The organism is Paenibacillus sp. CR_12 (genome assembly GCF_041953985.1).
In the GTDB taxonomy this organism is placed as follows: Bacteria; Bacillota; Bacilli; order Paenibacillales; family Paenibacillaceae; genus Paenibacillus_AQ; species Paenibacillus_AQ lautus_A.
Map to the genome: position 1 here is coordinate 916,203 of NZ_JAVFHO010000002.1, position 17,922 is coordinate 934,124.

The following is a 17,922-nucleotide window of genomic DNA, read 5'->3' on the forward strand; positions in this document are numbered from 1 at the left end:
CCTATTCATATAAAATTGTCAGCCAACCATCCTTGATCAGCCCTTATATGTCTCTCTCCAGCCCAGCAGCCTGGATTCCAGCCGGCGTACAACGGAATCGGAGAGCTTGCCCACGGCCGCAAAAATAACAATGCCTACAAACACAATGTCCGTTTGGGAATAGGCTCGGGCGTCTTGAATCATGTATCCGATGCCCGCGCTGGTCCCCATCATCTCCGCTACGACCAGCACAAGCCAGGAAACGCCGAGCGACAGGCGGATGCCAAGCAAGATGTTCGGCAGTGCAGCCGGTACGATCAAGCGGATCAGCAGCTGCAGCTTTGAATATTGAAAGATCCTCGATACTTCATATAGCTTTGCATCCACGCTGCGAATGCCAAGGAAGGTATTTACATAGATCGGGAAAAAAGCTCCGAGGGAGATCATGAGAATCTTCGAGAATTCCCCGATGCCGAACCATAGAATAAACAGCGGAATCAGCGATAATAACGGTACGGTACGCAGCATTTGAAATGAAGGGTCCAGCGTACGCTCCGCCATTTTGCCAAGCCCCGTGGACAATCCCAGAGCCAGCCCCGTCAAGCCGCCCAGCAAAAAGCCCGATAGCGCTCGAAGGAGACTGATCCGAAAATGCTCCCACAGCTCGCCGTTGGCCCCCAAACTCGCGAATTGCTTGGCTATCGTAAGCGGAGTAGGCAGCAGGGACGCCGAAATCCAGCCAAATCCGCCGGCTGCCTGCCATAAAGCCAAGATCGCTGCGGGCACAAGCCAGGCATGGAGGGGCTTTGGAATGGCCTTCAGCCAGTCCCGCCCCCCTGTTTCTGAAGTGTCTGCATGACTTCTCATGACGGGTCGCCTCCCTTATAGCTGTCCTGCCAACGCAGAAGTCTGCCTTCGAGCCCTTTGACGAGGGAATCCGACAGCTTCCCGACGAGCGCAAACACCAAAATTCCGACGAAGACCACCGTGGTCCAGGAGAAGGAACGCGCATCATTGATGATATAACCGATGCCGGAACTGGAACCCATCAGCTCCGCCACAACCAGGCCAAGCCATGCCACCCCGATCGAGAGGCGTATGCCGAGGAAAATATGGGGCAGCGAAGCGGGAACGATCAGCCTGCGGATCATATCCCAACGGCTGAATTGCAGGACGCGGGCTACGTCAAACAGCCTGTTGTCCACGGAGCGGATGCCGAGGAATGTGTTCACGTAGAGCGGAAAGAACGAGCCCTTGGCAATAAGCAGGATTTTCGAGGTTTCCCCGAATCCGAACCATAGAATGAACAGCGGCGCAATGGCCAGATGGGGAAGCGTCCGCAGCATTTGCAAGGTAGGATCGACAAGCCGCTCGGCCTTGTACGAGAAACCAACCCATATCCCCGCGGCCAAACCGAGGCTGCCGCCGAGCAGAAACCCGAGCAGCGCTCGCCAGGATGAGATGCCCAAATGCCGAATCAGCTCGCCGGAGCTTGTTAAATGAACGAATTCCTTCCAGATATCGAGCGGAGTCGGAAGCAGGATCGGATTGAGCCAACCCATGGCCCCAGCCGCCTGCCACGCGATGATGATAAAGAGCGGAACAAGCCAGCCGATCCATGCATGGGTAAGTTTAAACAGGAACCTGCGGTCAATCCGCTTAGGACGGAGACGGGTTTCGACGGGGTCGGCGGTCACGACAACCGCCCTTTTGCTGATCCCTTCCGGGAGCATAAGCGCTACCTCCTTTCAATTTCAGATGATGTGCCGCTTATTGGGTTGCAGCCTCAATGTACTGATTATCAAACACCTCTTTGACCTGGATTTTTTTGCGGATCGTTTTTTGCTCGAATTGGAAGTCGGCGGTTTTCTGCTGCTCCGCGATGATGTCATCCGTTACGGGAATGTTGATCGACCTTGAACGGTCAAACGTGCCTTGAATGACTTCCTGCGGGATGCCGCGCTCATCGGCGTAACGTTTAATCGCCTCCGCTTCGTTTTCTTTCTCCCAGGCGAGAGTCTTGTTCAGCACGGTCAGATAGAGCGTGACCAAATCCGGATATTGATCGGCAAAATCCTTCCGCACGATATTGAACGAAGGCGACAGGACGCCAAGCTGCTCGCCGTCCGCCAGCACGTTGCCTTTGCCTGTCAGCGTGTTCAAGGTAATGTACGGGTCCCAGGTTGCCCAAGCATCGACGCCTCCCGATTCGAATGCAGGCTGGGCTTCGTCGGGCTGAAGCTGAATGATTTCGATGTCGGATACCTTGTGTCCTTGATCCGCCAATCCCCGGTACAAAAAGTTAAAGGCATTGCTCCCTTTGGTTACCGCTACCTTCTTTCCCTTCAGATCACTGAGGGTCTGCGCAGTGCTATCCGGCGGCACGATGATGGCCACATTCTTCTGGCCGTGCAAGCTCTGGGAGATGACCTTAAACGGAATATCGGCCGCCTGGGCGGCGATAATCGGCATATTGCCGAGCCCCGCAAAGTCCAGACGATTCGAAGCCATCGCTTCGGTCATGGGAGGGCCGCTCTGAAACTCTGCCCACTCCACCTTGACGCCTAGCTTGCCGAACTCCTCCTCGAACCATCTCTCCTCGCGCGCCTTGCCGAACAAACCGCCGCTTCCCTGGACCCCGAGCCGTACGGTCAAATCTGTGTATTTGCCGTCTGCTCCCTTCTTGACGGCTTCAGCCGCGGGCTGGCTGTTTGCCCCGGCGCAGCCGGATGCGAAGACGGAAAGGATAAGCAATAGCATAATGGCGACGTTCTTTTTCTTTGTATTCATGATCAGATTCTCTCCCCCTGTTCTCGTTCTCTATCGTTCATTTCGTTTGACGCTTGACAACCCTGGACCGATTAAATTCCTGCACCGGTATCGAACTCCGGTTCTTCCACTTTCTCGAACTCTCGCAGCACTTTGGTTCGCAGCTCCTGGAAGGAGGATCCGGTCCGTTTCCGCGGAAACGGCAGATCGATCGGCAGGATGGAACGAATATGGCCCGGTCTCGGGTTCATAATGACGACCCGCTCGCCAAGAAACACAGCCTCATCCAGATCATGGGTAACAAATAGCATGGTCGTGCGGTTATTTTGCCAGATGTCCAGCAGCACCTCCTGCATATGGGAGCGAGTGAACGCATCCAGCGCGCCAAAAGGTTCATCCAGCAGCAGCACGTCCGGATTCCGCAGCAGCGCCCTGGCGATGGCTACCCGCTGGGCCATCCCTCCCGACAGCTCCCTGGGATATGCCTTCTCGAAGCCTTTCAGCCGAACGAGCTCAATGAATTCATCCACCTTTTTCCGGACGTCCTTCTGCTTCAGCGATAAATTGCCTGCGATATTCTTTTCCACCGTCAGCCATGGAAACAAGCGCGGCTCTTGAAAAATAAACCCCTTCTGGATGCTTGGGCCCGATATCGGCTTGTCATTCAGCAGGACGCTTCCCTCGTACGACGTATCCAGGCCCGCAACGATTTTGAGTAAGGTGCTCTTCCCGCAGCCGCTCGGTCCGATCAATGTGATGAATTCCCCTTTACGAACCCGCAAGTCAATGCCTTTCAGCGCCGTAACATTCCCTGTCGGGGCTTGAAAAATTTTGTTTACCTGTTCAATAATCAATGTGTCTGCTGACATTTTCCTCACCATCCCCTATTATAATTATTCACACCTGTTTACTTGGTTAAGAGGTGAAAAAAAAGAGATATCACGCTGCTCAAAGTACGCTCAATCGTCGTACTTGTTCCTTTGCGTGATATCTCCAGTTATCTGGTCGATAATCTTGGTATTCATTTGGTATGCCGTTATATTACAACTGCTGGTAATGGTTGTCAAACCTTTTTTTCGTTCCCTGGTAACAGGTTTGTCAGAATATATTCAACACCAGCAATGGACAAATACCGCCCAATAATGCGACAATATACTCTGCATGTCATATCTTATATAGTAAGAATAACGAAATTTGCACCATTGCGCTTATAAAAGCAACATTGCACCTATAGGAAGGGAACGAAAGCATGGCTCAATTATTTTTCAAGTACGGCTCCATGAACAGTGGTAAATCCATCGAGATTTTGAAAGTCGCCCATAACTACGAAGAACAGAACAAACCGGTGCTTCTCTTTACGTCCGCTCTCGATGACCGGGATGCCGTCGGTTATGTATCGTCGCGAATCGGCCTGCGCCGTGAAGCGATACCTATATCCGATACGACCGATATCTACGGGATCGTGAAGGATCATCAGCCTAAGCCCTACTGCGTTCTTGTTGACGAATGCCAGTTCCTGTCCAAGGACAGCATCCTCCAGCTCGTTCGAATCGTCGATGAGCTTAACGTGCCTGTCATGGGCTTCGGACTAAAGAACGACTTCCGCAACGAGCTGTTTGAAGGCAGCCGCTGGATGCTGATTTACGCCGATAAAATCGAGGAAATGAAGACGATCTGCTGGTTCTGCGAGCGCAAAGCGATCATGAACCTTCGCGTCATCGACGGCAAGCCCGTCTATGCCGGCGAACAGATCCTGATCGGCGGGAATGATACCTACTTCCCTGTCTGCCGCAAATGCCATACCAATCCCCCTTTAGCATAGGACGTTATCGCAATCAAACCACCTTTTTACGTTAGGAGTTGGTCATCCATGCCGATCGTCAGACCGTTATTGACCGACCAGGACTTTCAAGAAGTCATGGAGCAGCAGATCCGTATACGCATCTTCAAGGATAATCATTTGATTGATTCCGGGAGTCTTGTCATCCGTTTCACCGACGATACCGTCATTACGCAATCCAGCGTCAGTTCGCTCGGCTATCACAAGCGGGACGAATGCGAGTTTTTTGAAGTACGGAAGTGATCGGCGGATTGCCGATCACGAAAACAGCGGCCCTCTGCAGAACTTATCTGCAGAGGGCCGCTTCGTTAATCAGCGTATCAAGACGATAGCTCAAACGTATCCCTAATGAATATCGGACTTTGCCATGCTTCCGCCCAGCACGTCCGCGACATTTTGAATCGAAATAAATGCGTTCTTGTCTATCTCCTGCACCACGGTCTTCAGCTTCGCAATCTCCAGCCTGGTGATGACGCAATAAATCATCTGCGTGTCCTCTTTCGAATATCCGCCCTTAGCATAGATCATGGTCGTGCTGCGTCCCAGACGCTGCATGATGGCACTCGAAATTTCCTCATATTCGTTGGATATAATCGTAACGGATTTGGACTCGTCCAAGCCCTCTACCACAATATCCATCACTTTTGCCGCTATGTAGTATGAGAAGATCGAATACATCGCCGAATCTGCACCGAATACAAACCCTGCGGTAATGAATATGAAAACGTTGATGATCATGATGATCTGACCGACCGGCATTCGCAGCTTCTTGGACAGCAGGATGGCTACGATCTCCGTCCCGTCAAGCGCACCGCCGTAACGGATGACAAGACCGACCCCGAGGCCCAGAACCAATCCGCCGAATAATACCGCCAAAATCTTCTCGTTCGTGAACGGATCTACATGATGCAGGAAGGTTGTCGCCACCGACAGCACCACGATCCCGTACAGCGTGGAAAACGCAAACGTTTTGCCAATCTGCTTATAACCGATAAACAGAAACGGTAAGTTGATGATAAACAGGAATACCCCCAATTTGATGGGCGTAATCGATGATAATACGATGGAAATACCGGTAATTCCACCGTCGATGATTTCGTTGGGCACCAGGAAGATCTCAAGCGCCACGGCCATCAGAATTGCACCGACGGTGATAAAGATGAACCGTTTCAGAATTTCGCCGACTGTCAGTTTTTTGTGATTTTTGACCATGCCATTCTCCTTTTGTATCATTTTTCACACGCTAAAGCCTGTCGAAGAACCATTGTATTAAAAAAAGGAATGGCGTGTCAATGTTGACACACCATGTCACATGGATCTTTCAGACCATGACCGGGTCCCCCGGACATAAGGAGTACAGTCCCGCCCCATATACCTTTCGATCTATTCCTGACCCATCGCTGCAGGGCATGACCGAATCGACTGGAACCAGGCAGGGCCAATACTTGCAATTTATAATATTGATTCCGGTTATGCTATAATATATTCCATCCGCGATCGACGAGAAAATACATAATTTACCCCAGGCAGGGAGAGGATTTACTCATCATGTTGGAATGGCTTCAGAACGTGTGGACCCATATGAAAGAAATTGACATGGATCAAGTGCAGGGATGGCTGCAGCAGTACTCGCGGCTGGGTCCCATTCCGGGTATTTTGCTTCCATTTATAGAGGCGTTTCTCCCCTTTCTGCCCCTCATCGTCCTGGTGATGGGAAACTCCGCAGCCTATGGTTTATGGTGGGGATTCCTGCTGTCCTGGATCGGCGTTTGCCTTGGATCCGTCACGGTGTTTTGGATTGTTCGCAAGCTGGGAGGCAAACTGGGATTGCTTATACAAAAAAGAATGCCGGGTTCCCAGCGTTTCTTCCATTGGATTGAAGAAAAGGGCTTTACGCCGATCTTCATCCTGTACTGCTTTCCCTTTACGCCTTCCTCGCTGATCAATATCGCATCCGGCATCAGCACGGTATCGGCTACAACGTTCACGATCGCCGTTATGGCAGGCAAATCCGTAATGATCTTCATGGTGGCATTCATCGGACATGACTGGCAGGCCTTTATCCAGCAGCCTTGGCGCATTCTTATCGCGGCCGTCGTCCTCTGGCTGTTGTGGCTGGCCGGCAAAAAGATGGAAAACCGTTACCATCACGATGATCAGTCCGGAAGCGTCGTCATCAGCAGTAAAAAGAAGAAGCGTTAGATGTTTAACAAGAAGACCCGCCGGTCCCGATTGCTGGGATGGCGGGTCTTGTTATTTATGAGCGTGCTATGTTGGAAATCATCATGTTCGCTCCAATACGTATGCCGCCAGTTCATGCACCGTCTCAAAGCCCGCACGATGATACAGCTGGAGCGCCCCTGCATTGTCCTGGTCCACGCATAGCGAGATTTCTTCCAGCTGCAGGACCTGGAACAAATAATGGAGCCCTTGATCAAGCAGGATCCGGCCATAGCCTTTGCGCCGGAAATGTTCGGATACCGCAATGTACTCTATGCTTCCTTCCTGGAATTCGGGGTCTCCCTCCACATACACATACCCGGCGAAACGGCCATCTTCCGTAAGTATGAAGAGCCGGTGATCCTCATCCAGCTTCCGCAAAATAGACTCCGAGCTGAGATAGGTATTCGGGAAGGCCTTGCCATGCAGATCCGCGAACTCATCCCAATACTCGGGCGTGATATCCTGCAATCCAGGCGCGGCATTCGTTAACAAGGTGGATTTTTGGAACCTCAGTACATGATGCACGCCTGTCTTTCTTCCCCCTTTGTCCTCCATAAACCTCGCAGCGGACTGATGAGCTGCATTATAAAATCCGAAATAGCGTGATACGCTGCCATTCAGCTTCGTTGTTCCTTCAACCCATAGCTCCTTCGCCAACCGATGCCAAAGCTCGCCTTCCGCATCGATAAAAGGTCCCCATATCTCAGCAGTTCCCTCTTCTTCGTCCACATCGAAACCCAATGCGCCTACCATCTGATCTTGATCATAGATCACGGTAAATCGCTGGCTGCTCAGCCGGCCATTTTCCGAAAAATCTTCCAGCAGCGTGCAATAAATCTCCCCTTCCTGTTCGCCGCAATATCCGACATGATGATGACGATTCCCATTCATTCGGGCAAGAAAGGAAGACAGCTCTCTTAATTTCGTTTGATCTGTATCCAATACCATCTGTACACATTCTCCTTGTTCAGGATCAGCTTTCCTAGCGTGATATCCCATCACTCCGCGAACCCGTTTTGGTCAATTTTACCACGGAATGATACTCGTGAGCCAGGCATGCAACCAGAGATGGGCTTCCCATATGCTTGGAAAGCCCATCTCATCTTCTCCATTATTCATCGGGAACTTGTTTACGGTTTGCGGTCATCCTTTCTCGGAATGTTCGGCCTTCCGGGAATCGCGCATGCGTTCACGTTCGCGCTTGAGAGCAGGCTTCAGGTCATCATGAACGCTTTTCTCCCACATGGATACCCCAGACCGGTAAGCCGCCCTCCCGTTCAAGTGGCCGGCAACCGGACCCGTAATGAAAACGAACACGATCCCCAGCAGCAGCTTCGCGCTGACATGCTCCAAGTAAAAGGTGAAATATAGAAATGCGCCCGCAAGAATAAAGAGGACGCCAAGGGTAGCGCTCTTCGTGGCTGCGTGGGATCTCATGTACACATCCGGCAGGCGAATCAGGCCGAATGCGCTCAATGCGCCGAGTAAAGCTCCGAGCAGCACCATCAGCGCAATCAGAAACTCACCGATCTGACTCATCGTTTGTGCGCTCAATGACGTCACCCCTTTCGATATATCTGGCGAGTGCGGTCGTTCCGATAAACGTTAGAATTCCGATCAGCAATATGATGTCGAAATAGACCGTTGTGCGGAAGAGCATGCACAACACAGCGATCATGGACAACAGGATGATTCCGATCGTATCCAGCGACATGATCCGGTCGTTCATGGAGGGTCCCTTGATCAAGCGATACAAGCAGCCCAGGATGGCAAGCGACAAAATCACCAGCGAAGCAATCAGCATGCTCTGGATCATGTGCGGGTCACCTCCTTGATCGCCCGTTCGAAGGTGCCGCGAATCTGATTCGACAGCTCTTCGACGTCCTCGATATCCATCGCATGAATATAAAGCGTCTGACCCTCGCGCGACACTTCCAGGGTAAGCGTTCCTGGCGTCAAGCAGATCAGGCACGATAGCACCGTGATCTCCCAATCGGATTTCAGCTCCGTGGAGTAAGCGAAGATGCCGGGACGAACGTTCAGCTTCGGTCTTATGATCTGACCGATGACCGTGACGCTCGATTTAAACAGTTCGCTTAGAAACAAGAGCAGCAGCATCAGGATGGACCACAGCTTGCGCAAATAGAAGTCGTTCGGCCAGAAGCGCCGCAGCATATAAATGAGCAAGATGCCGATCAGGTATCCAACAATGAATTGCTGGGGAGACCAGTTATTGTTCAGGAACATCCAGACAACGGCAATGATGATATTTAACAGGATTTGATGGCCCATATCCACTACTCCTTTAATACGGCATGAATGTATAGTGACGGATCGGATAATACGGCGCCTGCTTGGGAGGTATAGGAATATACCCATTCTGAACCGACCCCCAGGACAATCACTATGATCGCAAGCCCGATCGCTCCCGCATATGCGGTCCGATGGATTCTGACCGGCCGCGATTCGTTAGGCCCTGGGAATTCGCCCCAGAATGCTCCCATAAACACTTTGATCAGGGAGTAGAGCACCGCCAGGCTTGATGCCAGCGCCAATCCCGTCAGCGCATAATGCCCCTCGCTCAGTCCGCCGCGAACGATAAGGACTTTGCCAAGAAATCCGCTAAGCGGCGGGATGCCGACCAGCGCCAGCGCCACGATGAAGAACATCCACCCTACCAGAGGATGCCGCTTCATCAGGCCGCCCATTTCGCTCAGCTTGCTCGCGCCCGCGCTCGCCATGATGATACCGCCCAGAATAAACAGCAGCGCCTTAGCGATCATATCATGCATCAAATAGAACACGGCTCCGTTTAAGGAATCGGAGGAGGCCACTGCTACACCAAAGGCGATGAAGCCCACGCTAATGATGATGTTGTAATTCAGGATGCGTCCGAGATCCTTATACGCAACCGCGCCCAAGCTGCCCAGAACGAGCGTAGCTGCGGCCATCCAGCCGATGACGGCGTGAATGTTGCCGGTATCGTGATGGAAGATCAGCGTAAAGGTTCGGATAATCGCATATAACCCGACCTTCGTCAGCAGGGCGCCGAACAGAGCCGTTACGGCCGCCGGAGGTGCGCTGTAGGAACCGGGCAGCCAGAAGAACAGGAACAAGCCTGCCTTCAGTGCGAATACGATCAGGAACAAAAGGCCAATGACCGACAAGATTCCGTCCTGCTGTACTTCTGCCACACGCAGGGACAGATGCGCCATGTTCAGCGTGCCGACCGTGCCGTACAAATAAGCTACGGCTGCAACAAACAAGGTGGATGAAATAATGTTAATCAGCATGTACTTCAAGGTTTCTCTCAGCTGTCGCTTGGTGCCGCCCAGCACGATCAGCGCATAGGAAGCGATCAGCATGACCTCAAAGCAGACAAACAGGTTGAACAGATCCCCCGTCAGAAACGATCCGATCACGCCGGCCAGCAGAAATTGAAAAAAGGGATAGAAGTAATGCTTCTCTCTCTCTTCCCCGATGCTCCGAAAAGCATAGAACAGGCAGGCTCCCGCAACGATCAGCGTCGTAAGCACCAGCAGTGCCGCCAGCATGTCCGCCACGAACACGATCCCGTACGGCGGCTGCCATCCGCCCATATGAAGCGTCTGGATGCCTTCGTTACTCACCTGGTTGACGATGAACAGGGCACAAAGCAGGTTGATTAGAATACTAACCGCGCTGATCCACCGCTGCGCGCGGACGTATTTGGAACAGAAAATAAGCATGACGGCCGTAACCAAAGGAATCAGGAGCGGAAGCACAATCACGTTATTCATCGTCCATCCCCCTTAACTCCTCCATGTTGTCCGTGCCCAACCGTTGATATGCTTTATAAGCCAGTACGAAAAAGAACGACGTGACGCCAAAGCTGATGACGATGGACGTCAGTATCAATGCTTGCGGAACCGGATCAACGTAAGAGGAGGCCTCTTCGCTAAGCAGCGGCGCAGCCCCGGTCTTCAGCCTTGACATGGTGAGCAGCAGCAGATGGACGCCGTGGGTTAACAGCGAAGTGCCAAGAATGATCCGCAGCAGGCTCTTGGATAAGATCTGGTAGATCCCAACCGCGAAAATAATTCCGATGGCAAGCGACATGTATAGTTCCATGGTCAGTTATCCCTCCCGATCGAATTGATGATGGTCATCGTCACGCCGACTACGGCCAAATAAACGCCGAGGTCGAAGAGAACCGCAGTAGCCAGCTCCGTTTTCCCGAGCAGCGGCAGGTTGAAATAACCGAAGGAATGACTTAAGAACGGTGCGTTAAAAGCAAAGGAGCCGATCCCTGTAAGCAGGGCGATGGCAAGTCCCGCCGCCGTAACCTTTCGGAACTCGAAAGGCACGATCTTGCGGGTCATATCCATGCCGAAAGCCATGGATAACAGAACCAGTGCCGCAGAGGTCATCAGTCCTCCGATAAATCCGCCGCCCGGCTCATGGTGTCCCGAGTTGAACAGGAACCAGGAGAAGGTTACCACGATAAAGATAACCACCTTGGATACGGTTCGAAGAATGACATCATTGCTGTCGGGCAGATATGCCCCTTCATAACGATCCCGCTCTCCCAGAATCCCTTCTCCCAAATCGATTTTGATCAAGGCATAAATTCCAAGGGATGCAATGCCCAGAACCGTAATTTCAAGCAGGGTATCAAAGCCGCGGAAATCCACCAGAATGACGTTGACGATATTTTTCCCGCCGGCGGAGCGATAGCTCTCTTGAATGAAGTAATCCGCAATGGAGTCGAAGGTCCTGCCGCTGCTCGCAGCCAGGGCGATCAAGGTCACGACAGCACCGACGCCTGCCGAAATAAGCAGATTTCTCCATTTCAAGCTCATCGGCACCTTCTCCCGCTTCAGCTTCGGCAGATGATAAAAACAGAGCAGGAACAGCATCACGGATACCGTCTCGACGACCATCTGGGTCAGGGCCAAATCCGGCGCCCGGAACAGGACGAAGAACAAAGTCACCATGTAACCGGCAGCACCGGTCAATATGATCGCCATCAACCGCGTCCGGACGAACGGCAGCGCGATGACCGGAATGACCAGGCCGAGTATGGCGACGGCCTCATAGAAGGACATCGGCGCGTAAGCGGTCCTATCAAACCCGATATCGTCGATCAGCAGAAGCCCCCCGCCAAGAACGGCTATAAAAAACACGAAGATATACATCACGTAATGACGGAGAGAGCCTGTCATATAGGTTGAGGTCAGCGCTTCGCCGCCTCTTTCGAGAACGCGCAATCCCCCGTCATACAGTTTGTTCCATGTCCATCGCTTCATCAGCGATGTATTCAATATTCGAGCTCTGCCGTGAATTTTATACAGCACGGTACCGAGAACTATGATGCCGATGGTCATGAAAATCTCCGTCGTCCAGCCGTGCCACATTTCGATGTGTACGTGAAAACGATCCTCCGCCCCGAGCAGCCCTGGATGAATCGCGGCCATCGCCGGTTCGATGAGCGTTTGGGACAACAGGTTCGGAAACAAACCGAACACGATGGCGAGCGATGCCAGAATGACCGGTGGAATCAGCATTCCCAGCGGGGCTTCGTGCGGCTTCTTCTCCAGCTTTTCAGGCTGGAAGCGTCCAGTGAAGGTTTTGAAGACCAGGATCATGCTGTACAGGAACGTAAACACGCTGGCAATCCAGGCGACGACCGGGATCAGTATGCCCCAGGTCTCTGCATTCCAGAAATTCATGTCAGAGGCCTGAAGGACTGCCGTAAAGAACATCTCTTTACTCAAGAATCCGTTGAACGGAGGCAACCCGGCCATGGAAAAAGCCCCTATGACCGCCACGGTAAACGTAATCGGCATGAGCGACATCAGCCCGCCGAGCTTCCGCAGATCCCGGGTGCCCGTCTCATGATCCACGATGCCGACGACCATAAACAAGGCGCCTTTGAATATGGCATGATTCATCAGATGAAAGATGGCCGCCGTCGTCGCTTTCGCGTAGAGCAGCGTGTCCACGCCGCCTCCATAATAAGCGGCGGCAGAGCCCAAGCCGAGCAAGCTCATGATCAGCCCCAATTGGCTGATGGTGGAGAATGCCAGGAGCGCTTTTAGATCCGTCTGCTTGATCGCGCGGATCGAAGCATAAATCAGCGTGGTCAAGCCCGTAATCGCTACGATCCAGAACCAGGATGCCTGCCCGGCAAACACCGGACTAAACCTGGCCACCAAATAGATCCCGGCCTTCACCATGGTCGCGGAGTGCAGATAAGCACTTACCGGGGTCGGTGCTTCCATCGCATCCGGCAGCCAGATATGGAACGGAAACTGCGCGGACTTGGTGAAGGCCCCGAGCAGGATCAGAATCATGGCCGGAATAAACATCGCATCTCCGGCAATGCTCCCTACATCGGCGACGATCTCCCGTACGCTAAAGGTGCCCGTCATGGCATAAAGCAGGATAAACCCCGCGAACATGGCAAGTCCGCCGAATACGGTGATGAGCATGGATTTTAAGGCTCCGTATCTGGAGCGGTCCCGATGATGCCAGAATGCAATCAGCAGGAAGGACGAGATACTGGTCAGTTCCCAGAAGCCGTACAGCACCATCAGATTATCGGAGAGCACGACGCCCAGCATGGCGCCCATGAACAGAAGCAGGTACACATAGAATCTGTGAACCGCTTCCTTGTTTTTATCCATATAAAAGATAGAGTACAGGACAACGAGTGAACCAATGCCGGATATTAATAGTGCAAAAATCAAGCTTAATCCATCCAAATAAACGGTAAAGTTTATTCCCGCGCTTGGAATCCATTCCAGGACGGCTTGGAGCTGTTCACCTCCCTGAATGGTTGGGATAAGTCCCAAAAAATAGGCGAACAGGACAACCGGGACCGGCAAAACCACCCATCCGGTGTGGACGCGGCCGATGAGCTTGTAGGTCAGCATAACCACAAGCGCTACGATAAAAGGTGCCAAAACGGCGATGTGCAGCAAAGACAAAGTCTACTCCTCCTATAGTCCGATTTTTCCTTCATTAGTAGTATTTCCCCATAATTTAGGCATAAGTCCAAAAAAACACAAAAAGAGCCCGCTGTTGGCAGGCTCCTCCAGGTAAAACCATATGGTATTTTTTCGAATCACACTGAAAATCAGTATATCTTGAGATCAAAGCTTTGTCAAAGGGTATGTCGGGGAATGAAGTGGAGGCTCTCGGGAAATTACTGTATGTAAAGGAGTGGTTCCCATGATGATCAAAAAAGCGGCAGTTTGCGCCTTCGTCTTTCTCATGATATTGACGGCGGCCATCGTGATGAATCTACGCACGCAGTCCGCCTACCTACAGGAAAACCCGTCAAACGGCGTATATCACATGCAGCATTCCCAAGGAGGAGCCCCCTTGTTCTCTCCCCGGGAATACGTGAAAATCATTCGCCATTCACCCGAAACCTTGCCGGATCAGCCTTAAGCTAACGCAGAACCCAATCCGTGGGCCTATCCATGAAATTGGATCTCATTATTCTCCTTGCTTCGTTTATTTCTTCGCATCCACCACGAAATGATCAGGATGACGGCCAGCGCCGCAACGATTCCAGCCGCATAATAACCGTACCGGTTAATCAGCACGCCAATATGATCGACGACCTGATCGCCTACAAACATGCCCAAAGAAAAATAACCGGTGGTCCACACCAAGGACGCGGTATACGAGTAGATCGCAAACCGGCGATACGGCATTCCCTTCATCCCGACCGCATACGGAGTAACATTGCGCAGGATGGGCAAAAAGGCGCTAATGCATATGGCATAATTGCCATATTGGCGGGTCAAGCGTTCGGATACATCGAGAAACTGGCGAATCTTCGACTTTTCCCCTACGCGGTTTAACAGCTTGCTGGCGGTAAATCGGCTAAGCATGAAACCGACCGTCGATCCCGAGCACACGCCGAGAAATGTCATGATAAAAGACGGGGCCGGCGATAATATCCCGGATGCCGCCAACGCTCCGCCAGTCATGGCCACGACTTCATTCGGCACGGGAAGCCCGACCAATCCCAGGCATAATACGAGGAATAATGCGTAATGCCCGATTTGTTCAATAAAATTCAATAGCGTATCCACGCCCTGGCCCCCTAATCCGTCCCTGGAATATATATCAGCTTATATGACAACGCGGCTTTCGCAAACGTGCTGTAGACGAGGATATGAACTGGACCTGAGACCAGGTTTGTTTGGGATTATGCTCGTTCAGAGATTTTTAAATGCCGAAATGAAGGACCCCGGATCCTCCTTCACCGTGTACGAATACACCCCTTGCTGGGTATGCAGGTACAAGAAACCTCCGCCGTCTCCCATCGGCCGATAGGACAGGTCAAACACCTGCCGGATCGGAAACTCCCGGTATTTGGTTACGATTCGATCCTCGTACAGGAACATCTCCCGACCTTGCTCTTCCGTTCGTTGTTCAATGCCGTCCACGATTCGGTTGATTTTGTAGTACGGCTGTACGGCTACCCAATTCACAAGCTCCCTCCTTGCCGTCTTCATATTCTCACTTGGAAGATCGCATGTCTCCCTTCTTCTTCCTGCGGCTCTTCATTCGTTCCAGCAGCTCCAGCGCCCCGATAAAAAGCACGAATACCACGAAGAGTGCGGCGGCACGGCCAGGCTCGATCAGACCGGTAACGGACGCTATAATGCCTGTAATGCCTACAATAATAATACCTAATACAGATAGTTTCCAACCTGTTAACATATGTATGCTCCTATAAGTAAACATAATTGCCGTCCCATATGATCGTAGACCTTCATCATCAACCAACTCTCCGGCACACACGGAATGTATCATAAAGAACACCCTATATTCAAGTTATGGCCGCTATGCCCGAATCCAGAATTTCGATTGCCAACCTGCGATACATTTGCAATAATTTACACATGGAGAGAAATGATAGTCCCGCCTCCGCATACCAAAATAGACAGGAGGAGCATGTATGAACTCAACAACCTGGATACTGCTCATTGTATTCATCGTGGTGGATGTATGGATTATTTCTTTTTTCGTTAAACGCTCGTTACGCAAACAAAATAGCCAGCTGGTCCCTAAGGGAAATAAGCCTCGGCGAGGGAAAATACCGGAGCTGCCGCCGATCGTCAAGGCCGGAAGCCCGGCAAACGAGCTTGTCGGCAGACTGGAGGCTGCGCTGCCCGATACTTATCAGAGCATGCTGAAACAGCGCGTGATGAGTGAGCATCCGGACATGTCCGAACAGGAATATGAATGGAGATGGCAGGAGCTTAAACGTTTCTTTATCATGTGCGCCGTATTGGACCGCGTACCGATGTTCAGCAAGGACGTCGATGAGGTCTGGCATGAAATGCTGATGTATACATACGAATATCAACAATTCTCGGACCGCTTTCTTGGCCGGATGCTTCACCATGCTCCCAACACCGGTACCGAACAAGTGCCGATTCCGAATGAACGCGCCTGGTTCGATACCGTATATGTGCAATTATTCGGCTGGCATGGATACAGTGCCAAGCTATGGGGAGCTTTCTTCCGCGTCCCGCTGCCGCGTGAAGAGCTGGACCTTTGCACCTCCCCCCATTTTGCCGTGAATCATGGCCAGAAGCGCTTTAATGCCTGGACCTATGAGAAGATTCCTGCAGCACGCATGGCCATTGATGCTATGATCCGGGATCTGCAGGATCGGGTCAGAACCGCTCAAACCGAGCCGCGGCGTCAAGAGAAGAGGGTCAACTTTCAGAATAGCGATGTGCTCCTGGCAGCGGCCGTCTATTTTGCCTGGAATGCACCGGATCAATTCACTGATCATATGATCCCGGATGAGCGCGAGCTTCATAAGAACAACAGCAGCTCCTCCTGCACCTATGCTTCGGCTTGCGGCTCAGGCGGCTCGGATTCCCATGACGGATCGTCAAACGATGGTTCATCAGGCGGCGGTTCCTCCTGCAGCAGCGGGTCCTCTTGCAGCAGCGGTTCGTCCTGCAGCAGCTGCGGAGGCGGCTGCAGCAGCTAAATACAAACTTAACAAGAATGGTTGCTTATTCATGAATCGAACAAAAGCATGGACCTGAGAATTCAGGCCATGCTTTTTGTTATATCCAGCGTTCAAACCCCGCCATATACAACTTGGCCTCGTCTTACCTTGATATCGCCTAGCCAATTAATATTAAGAGATTTCGTATTAACCCAAAACAAATCCGGATGATCCGACACTTGAAAATGCAAATGCGCTTCGGTTGAGTTGCCGGAATTTCCGCATAGACCTATCAGATCCCCTGCTTCGACCTCAGAGCCTTCCTTCACGCATACCGATCCCTGCTTTAAATGTGCATATAGGCTATATTCTGAATGTCCATGATCGATGATGACATAGTTGCCGACGGGCTTGGTTTCGTTTGTCTCACCCACAGGCTCATTGTCCCTGATGTTATTCTCGATACCCACCACCTTCCCGCGGGCACCAGCAAGAATCTCCTCTCCAAACGCGAAGTAACTCTCATTCTTGGCTGGATCTCCTTCATAGGACATGGCGTTCTCCGTCTTGATGACGTCTATTGCGTACCGCTGGCTTTCCTCTGCGTAATGGTAATTATCCGTAACATTCTCGCCGCCCCAGAACACATACCATTTTCCCTTAAACGGAGCTCGGAAAACCGTGACGGTTTGCTTGGCATCCGATTCAGGAAATCTCTCAATAGGCGATAGCATAAGCCCTACAATGGTACCCGTTTCATCGATCATCGCTTGAATGCCTTTTTGCCCGCTATCATCCATCCAGTTTATCAATCGGATTTTGTTGAGCGTGTCGTCCAACGTGATATGGAACGTTTTTACGCCTGCCGTATACTCCACTGCCATCGCTTCAAATTGTTCGATCGTTGCAAGTGAACGCAAATCCTCTCCGAACAGCTCGTACAGCTTGCGATGTTCCCCATTCAACAGGAATCTAGTAACATCTACCATATTCAAACCTCCTTAATATTCAAACCCAATGTTATAAATAGTATATCTGACGAAATGAACCTGCATTGAAACAGAAACTTAACATTGGTTAAACTTTCAGTTCCCGTAGGTACAGATGCCCGGAAAAACAGCCTTCCTCTACAACTAAA

At 51.6% G+C, this 17,922-nt stretch carries 21 protein-coding genes; 5 read left to right on the forward strand and 16 right to left on the reverse strand.

What is annotated here, in order from left to right:
- Window positions 1-36: 36 nt before the first annotated feature.
- From RB297_RS07780 to RB297_RS07795, 4 genes are all read right to left on the reverse strand, one after another.
- Window positions 37-846 (reverse strand): ABC transporter permease, encoded by an 810-nt coding sequence (locus RB297_RS07780; RefSeq protein ID WP_375120187.1) that lies wholly within the window; start codon window positions 844-846, stop codon window positions 37-39.
- The gene (locus RB297_RS07785) at window positions 843-1,712 is read right to left on the reverse strand and encodes an ABC transporter permease (protein ID WP_375120188.1); all 870 of its coding nucleotides are present in this window, start codon (window positions 1,710-1,712) and stop codon (window positions 843-845) included. The genes RB297_RS07780 and RB297_RS07785 overlap by 4 nt, the downstream gene beginning before the upstream one ends.
- Before the next feature lie 37 nt (window positions 1,713-1,749).
- Window positions 1,750-2,769: an aliphatic sulfonate ABC transporter substrate-binding protein gene (locus tag RB297_RS07790; RefSeq protein ID WP_375120189.1), complete on the reverse strand. Its 1,020-nt coding sequence runs from the start codon at window positions 2,767-2,769 to the stop codon at window positions 1,750-1,752.
- Between the two features lie 71 nt (window positions 2,770-2,840).
- Window positions 2,841-3,617, reverse strand: a complete 777-nt coding sequence (locus RB297_RS07795; RefSeq protein WP_375120190.1) for an ABC transporter ATP-binding protein — start codon at window positions 3,615-3,617, stop codon at window positions 2,841-2,843.
- Window positions 3,618-3,997: 380 nt separating this feature from the next.
- On the opposite strand from RB297_RS07795, the gene RB297_RS07800 reads away from it, so the two are divergent.
- Window positions 3,998-4,570, forward strand: a complete 573-nt coding sequence (locus tag RB297_RS07800; protein WP_036661246.1) for a thymidine kinase — start codon at window positions 3,998-4,000, stop codon at window positions 4,568-4,570.
- 48 nt (window positions 4,571-4,618) lie between these two features.
- The gene (locus RB297_RS07805; RefSeq protein ID WP_009592426.1) at window positions 4,619-4,831 is read left to right on the forward strand and encodes a hypothetical protein; all 213 of its coding nucleotides are present in this window, start codon (window positions 4,619-4,621) and stop codon (window positions 4,829-4,831) included.
- Window positions 4,832-4,933: 102 nt separating this feature from the next.
- On the opposite strand, the gene RB297_RS07810 is transcribed toward RB297_RS07805, so the two are convergent.
- A complete protein-coding gene (locus tag RB297_RS07810; RefSeq protein ID WP_009592439.1) occupies window positions 4,934-5,800 on the reverse strand; it encodes a YitT family protein in 867 nt (288 codons plus the stop codon).
- Between the two features lie 336 nt (window positions 5,801-6,136).
- On the opposite strand from RB297_RS07810, the gene RB297_RS07815 reads away from it, so the two are divergent.
- Window positions 6,137-6,790, forward strand: a complete 654-nt coding sequence (locus RB297_RS07815) for a TVP38/TMEM64 family protein (RefSeq protein ID WP_375120191.1) — start codon at window positions 6,137-6,139, stop codon at window positions 6,788-6,790.
- A gap of 81 nt (window positions 6,791-6,871) precedes the next feature.
- Here the strand turns inward: RB297_RS07815 and RB297_RS07820 are convergent, their stop codons facing one another.
- From RB297_RS07820 to RB297_RS07850, 7 genes are all read right to left on the reverse strand, one after another.
- Complete coding sequence (locus RB297_RS07820) at window positions 6,872-7,759, reverse strand: GNAT family N-acetyltransferase (protein WP_375120192.1); 888 nt, start codon at window positions 7,757-7,759, stop codon at window positions 6,872-6,874.
- Window positions 7,760-7,954: 195 nt separating this feature from the next.
- Window positions 7,955-8,350, reverse strand: a complete 396-nt coding sequence (gene mnhG, locus RB297_RS07825; RefSeq protein ID WP_015736053.1) for a monovalent cation/H(+) antiporter subunit G — start codon at window positions 8,348-8,350, stop codon at window positions 7,955-7,957.
- Window positions 8,334-8,627, reverse strand: coding sequence for a Na(+)/H(+) antiporter subunit F1 (locus tag RB297_RS07830; protein WP_009592424.1), 294 nt, complete (start codon window positions 8,625-8,627; stop codon window positions 8,334-8,336). The genes mnhG and RB297_RS07830 overlap by 17 nt, the downstream gene beginning before the upstream one ends.
- Window positions 8,624-9,103, reverse strand: a complete 480-nt coding sequence (locus tag RB297_RS07835) for a Na+/H+ antiporter subunit E (protein ID WP_096774305.1) — start codon at window positions 9,101-9,103, stop codon at window positions 8,624-8,626. The genes RB297_RS07830 and RB297_RS07835 overlap by 4 nt, the downstream gene beginning before the upstream one ends.
- Before the next feature lie 5 nt (window positions 9,104-9,108).
- A complete protein-coding gene (locus RB297_RS07840; RefSeq protein ID WP_375120193.1) occupies window positions 9,109-10,590 on the reverse strand; it encodes a Na+/H+ antiporter subunit D in 1,482 nt (493 codons plus the stop codon).
- Window positions 10,583-10,921, reverse strand: coding sequence for a Na(+)/H(+) antiporter subunit C (locus RB297_RS07845; protein ID WP_375120194.1), 339 nt, complete (start codon window positions 10,919-10,921; stop codon window positions 10,583-10,585). The genes RB297_RS07840 and RB297_RS07845 overlap by 8 nt, the downstream gene beginning before the upstream one ends.
- 2 nt (window positions 10,922-10,923) lie before the next feature.
- On the reverse strand, window positions 10,924-13,782 hold the full coding sequence (locus RB297_RS07850) for a Na+/H+ antiporter subunit A (RefSeq protein WP_375120195.1): 2,859 nt from the start codon (window positions 13,780-13,782) through the stop codon (window positions 10,924-10,926).
- A gap of 244 nt (window positions 13,783-14,026) precedes the next feature.
- Between RB297_RS07850 and RB297_RS07855 the strand changes: the two genes are divergently transcribed.
- Window positions 14,027-14,248, forward strand: coding sequence for a hypothetical protein (locus tag RB297_RS07855; RefSeq protein WP_375120196.1), 222 nt, complete (start codon window positions 14,027-14,029; stop codon window positions 14,246-14,248).
- 26 nt (window positions 14,249-14,274) lie between these two features.
- Here RB297_RS07855 and RB297_RS07860 read toward each other — a convergent pair whose 3' ends face one another.
- The 3 genes from RB297_RS07860 to RB297_RS07870 all read right to left on the reverse strand — a co-directional run bounded on the left by RB297_RS07860 (window position 14,275) and on the right by RB297_RS07870 (window position 15,535).
- Window positions 14,275-14,901, reverse strand: a complete 627-nt coding sequence (locus RB297_RS07860; RefSeq protein WP_096774310.1) for a DedA family protein — start codon at window positions 14,899-14,901, stop codon at window positions 14,275-14,277.
- A gap of 126 nt (window positions 14,902-15,027) precedes the next feature.
- Window positions 15,028-15,303, reverse strand: a complete 276-nt coding sequence (locus tag RB297_RS07865) for a hypothetical protein (protein WP_015736058.1) — start codon at window positions 15,301-15,303, stop codon at window positions 15,028-15,030.
- Between the two features lie 28 nt (window positions 15,304-15,331).
- Window positions 15,332-15,535 carry a hypothetical protein gene (locus RB297_RS07870; protein ID WP_009592431.1) on the reverse strand — a complete coding sequence of 68 codons (204 nt, stop codon included), beginning with the start codon at window positions 15,533-15,535 and terminating at the stop codon, window positions 15,332-15,334.
- Window positions 15,536-15,773: 238 nt separating this feature from the next.
- Between RB297_RS07870 and RB297_RS07875 the strand changes: the two genes are divergently transcribed.
- Window positions 15,774-16,823 carry a glycine-rich domain-containing protein gene (locus tag RB297_RS07875; RefSeq protein WP_375120197.1) on the forward strand — a complete coding sequence of 350 codons (1,050 nt, stop codon included), beginning with the start codon at window positions 15,774-15,776 and terminating at the stop codon, window positions 16,821-16,823.
- Window positions 16,824-16,915: 92 nt separating this feature from the next.
- Here the strand turns inward: RB297_RS07875 and RB297_RS07880 are convergent, their stop codons facing one another.
- Window positions 16,916-17,773, reverse strand: coding sequence for a M23 family metallopeptidase (locus RB297_RS07880; protein WP_375120198.1), 858 nt, complete (start codon window positions 17,771-17,773; stop codon window positions 16,916-16,918).
- Window positions 17,774-17,922 lie beyond the last annotated feature (149 nt).

Excerpts from the sequence above, each read along its gene's own strand:
- RB297_RS07780 (WP_375120187.1), bottom strand. The coding sequence starts at position 846 with ATGAGAAGTCATGCAGACACTTCAGAAACAGGGGGGCGGGACTGGCTG.
- RB297_RS07785 (WP_375120188.1), bottom strand. The coding sequence starts at position 1,712 with ATGCTCCCGGAAGGGATCAGCAAAAGGGCGGTTGTCGTGACCGCCGAC.
- RB297_RS07790 (WP_375120189.1), bottom strand. The coding sequence starts at position 2,769 with ATGAATACAAAGAAAAAGAACGTCGCCATTATGCTATTGCTTATCCTT.
- RB297_RS07795 (WP_375120190.1), bottom strand. The coding sequence starts at position 3,617 with ATGTCAGCAGACACATTGATTATTGAACAGGTAAACAAAATTTTTCAA.
- RB297_RS07800 (WP_036661246.1), top strand. The coding sequence starts at position 3,998 with ATGGCTCAATTATTTTTCAAGTACGGCTCCATGAACAGTGGTAAATCC.
- RB297_RS07805 (WP_009592426.1), top strand. The coding sequence starts at position 4,619 with ATGCCGATCGTCAGACCGTTATTGACCGACCAGGACTTTCAAGAAGTC.
- RB297_RS07810 (WP_009592439.1), bottom strand. The coding sequence starts at position 5,800 with ATGGTCAAAAATCACAAAAAACTGACAGTCGGCGAAATTCTGAAACGG.
- RB297_RS07815 (WP_375120191.1), top strand. The coding sequence starts at position 6,137 with ATGTTGGAATGGCTTCAGAACGTGTGGACCCATATGAAAGAAATTGAC.
- RB297_RS07820 (WP_375120192.1), bottom strand. The coding sequence starts at position 7,759 with ATGGTATTGGATACAGATCAAACGAAATTAAGAGAGCTGTCTTCCTTT.
- mnhG (WP_015736053.1), bottom strand. The coding sequence starts at position 8,350 with ATGAGTCAGATCGGTGAGTTTCTGATTGCGCTGATGGTGCTGCTCGGA.
- RB297_RS07830 (WP_009592424.1), bottom strand. The coding sequence starts at position 8,627 with ATGATCCAGAGCATGCTGATTGCTTCGCTGGTGATTTTGTCGCTTGCC.
- RB297_RS07835 (WP_096774305.1), bottom strand. The coding sequence starts at position 9,103 with ATGGGCCATCAAATCCTGTTAAATATCATCATTGCCGTTGTCTGGATG.
- RB297_RS07840 (WP_375120193.1), bottom strand. The coding sequence starts at position 10,590 with ATGAATAACGTGATTGTGCTTCCGCTCCTGATTCCTTTGGTTACGGCC.
- RB297_RS07845 (WP_375120194.1), bottom strand. The coding sequence starts at position 10,921 with ATGGAACTATACATGTCGCTTGCCATCGGAATTATTTTCGCGGTTGGG.
- RB297_RS07855 (WP_375120196.1), top strand. The coding sequence starts at position 14,027 with ATGATGATCAAAAAAGCGGCAGTTTGCGCCTTCGTCTTTCTCATGATA.
- RB297_RS07870 (WP_009592431.1), bottom strand. The coding sequence starts at position 15,535 with ATGTTAACAGGTTGGAAACTATCTGTATTAGGTATTATTATTGTAGGC.
- RB297_RS07875 (WP_375120197.1), top strand. The coding sequence starts at position 15,774 with ATGAACTCAACAACCTGGATACTGCTCATTGTATTCATCGTGGTGGAT.
- RB297_RS07880 (WP_375120198.1), bottom strand. The coding sequence starts at position 17,773 with ATGGTAGATGTTACTAGATTCCTGTTGAATGGGGAACATCGCAAGCTG.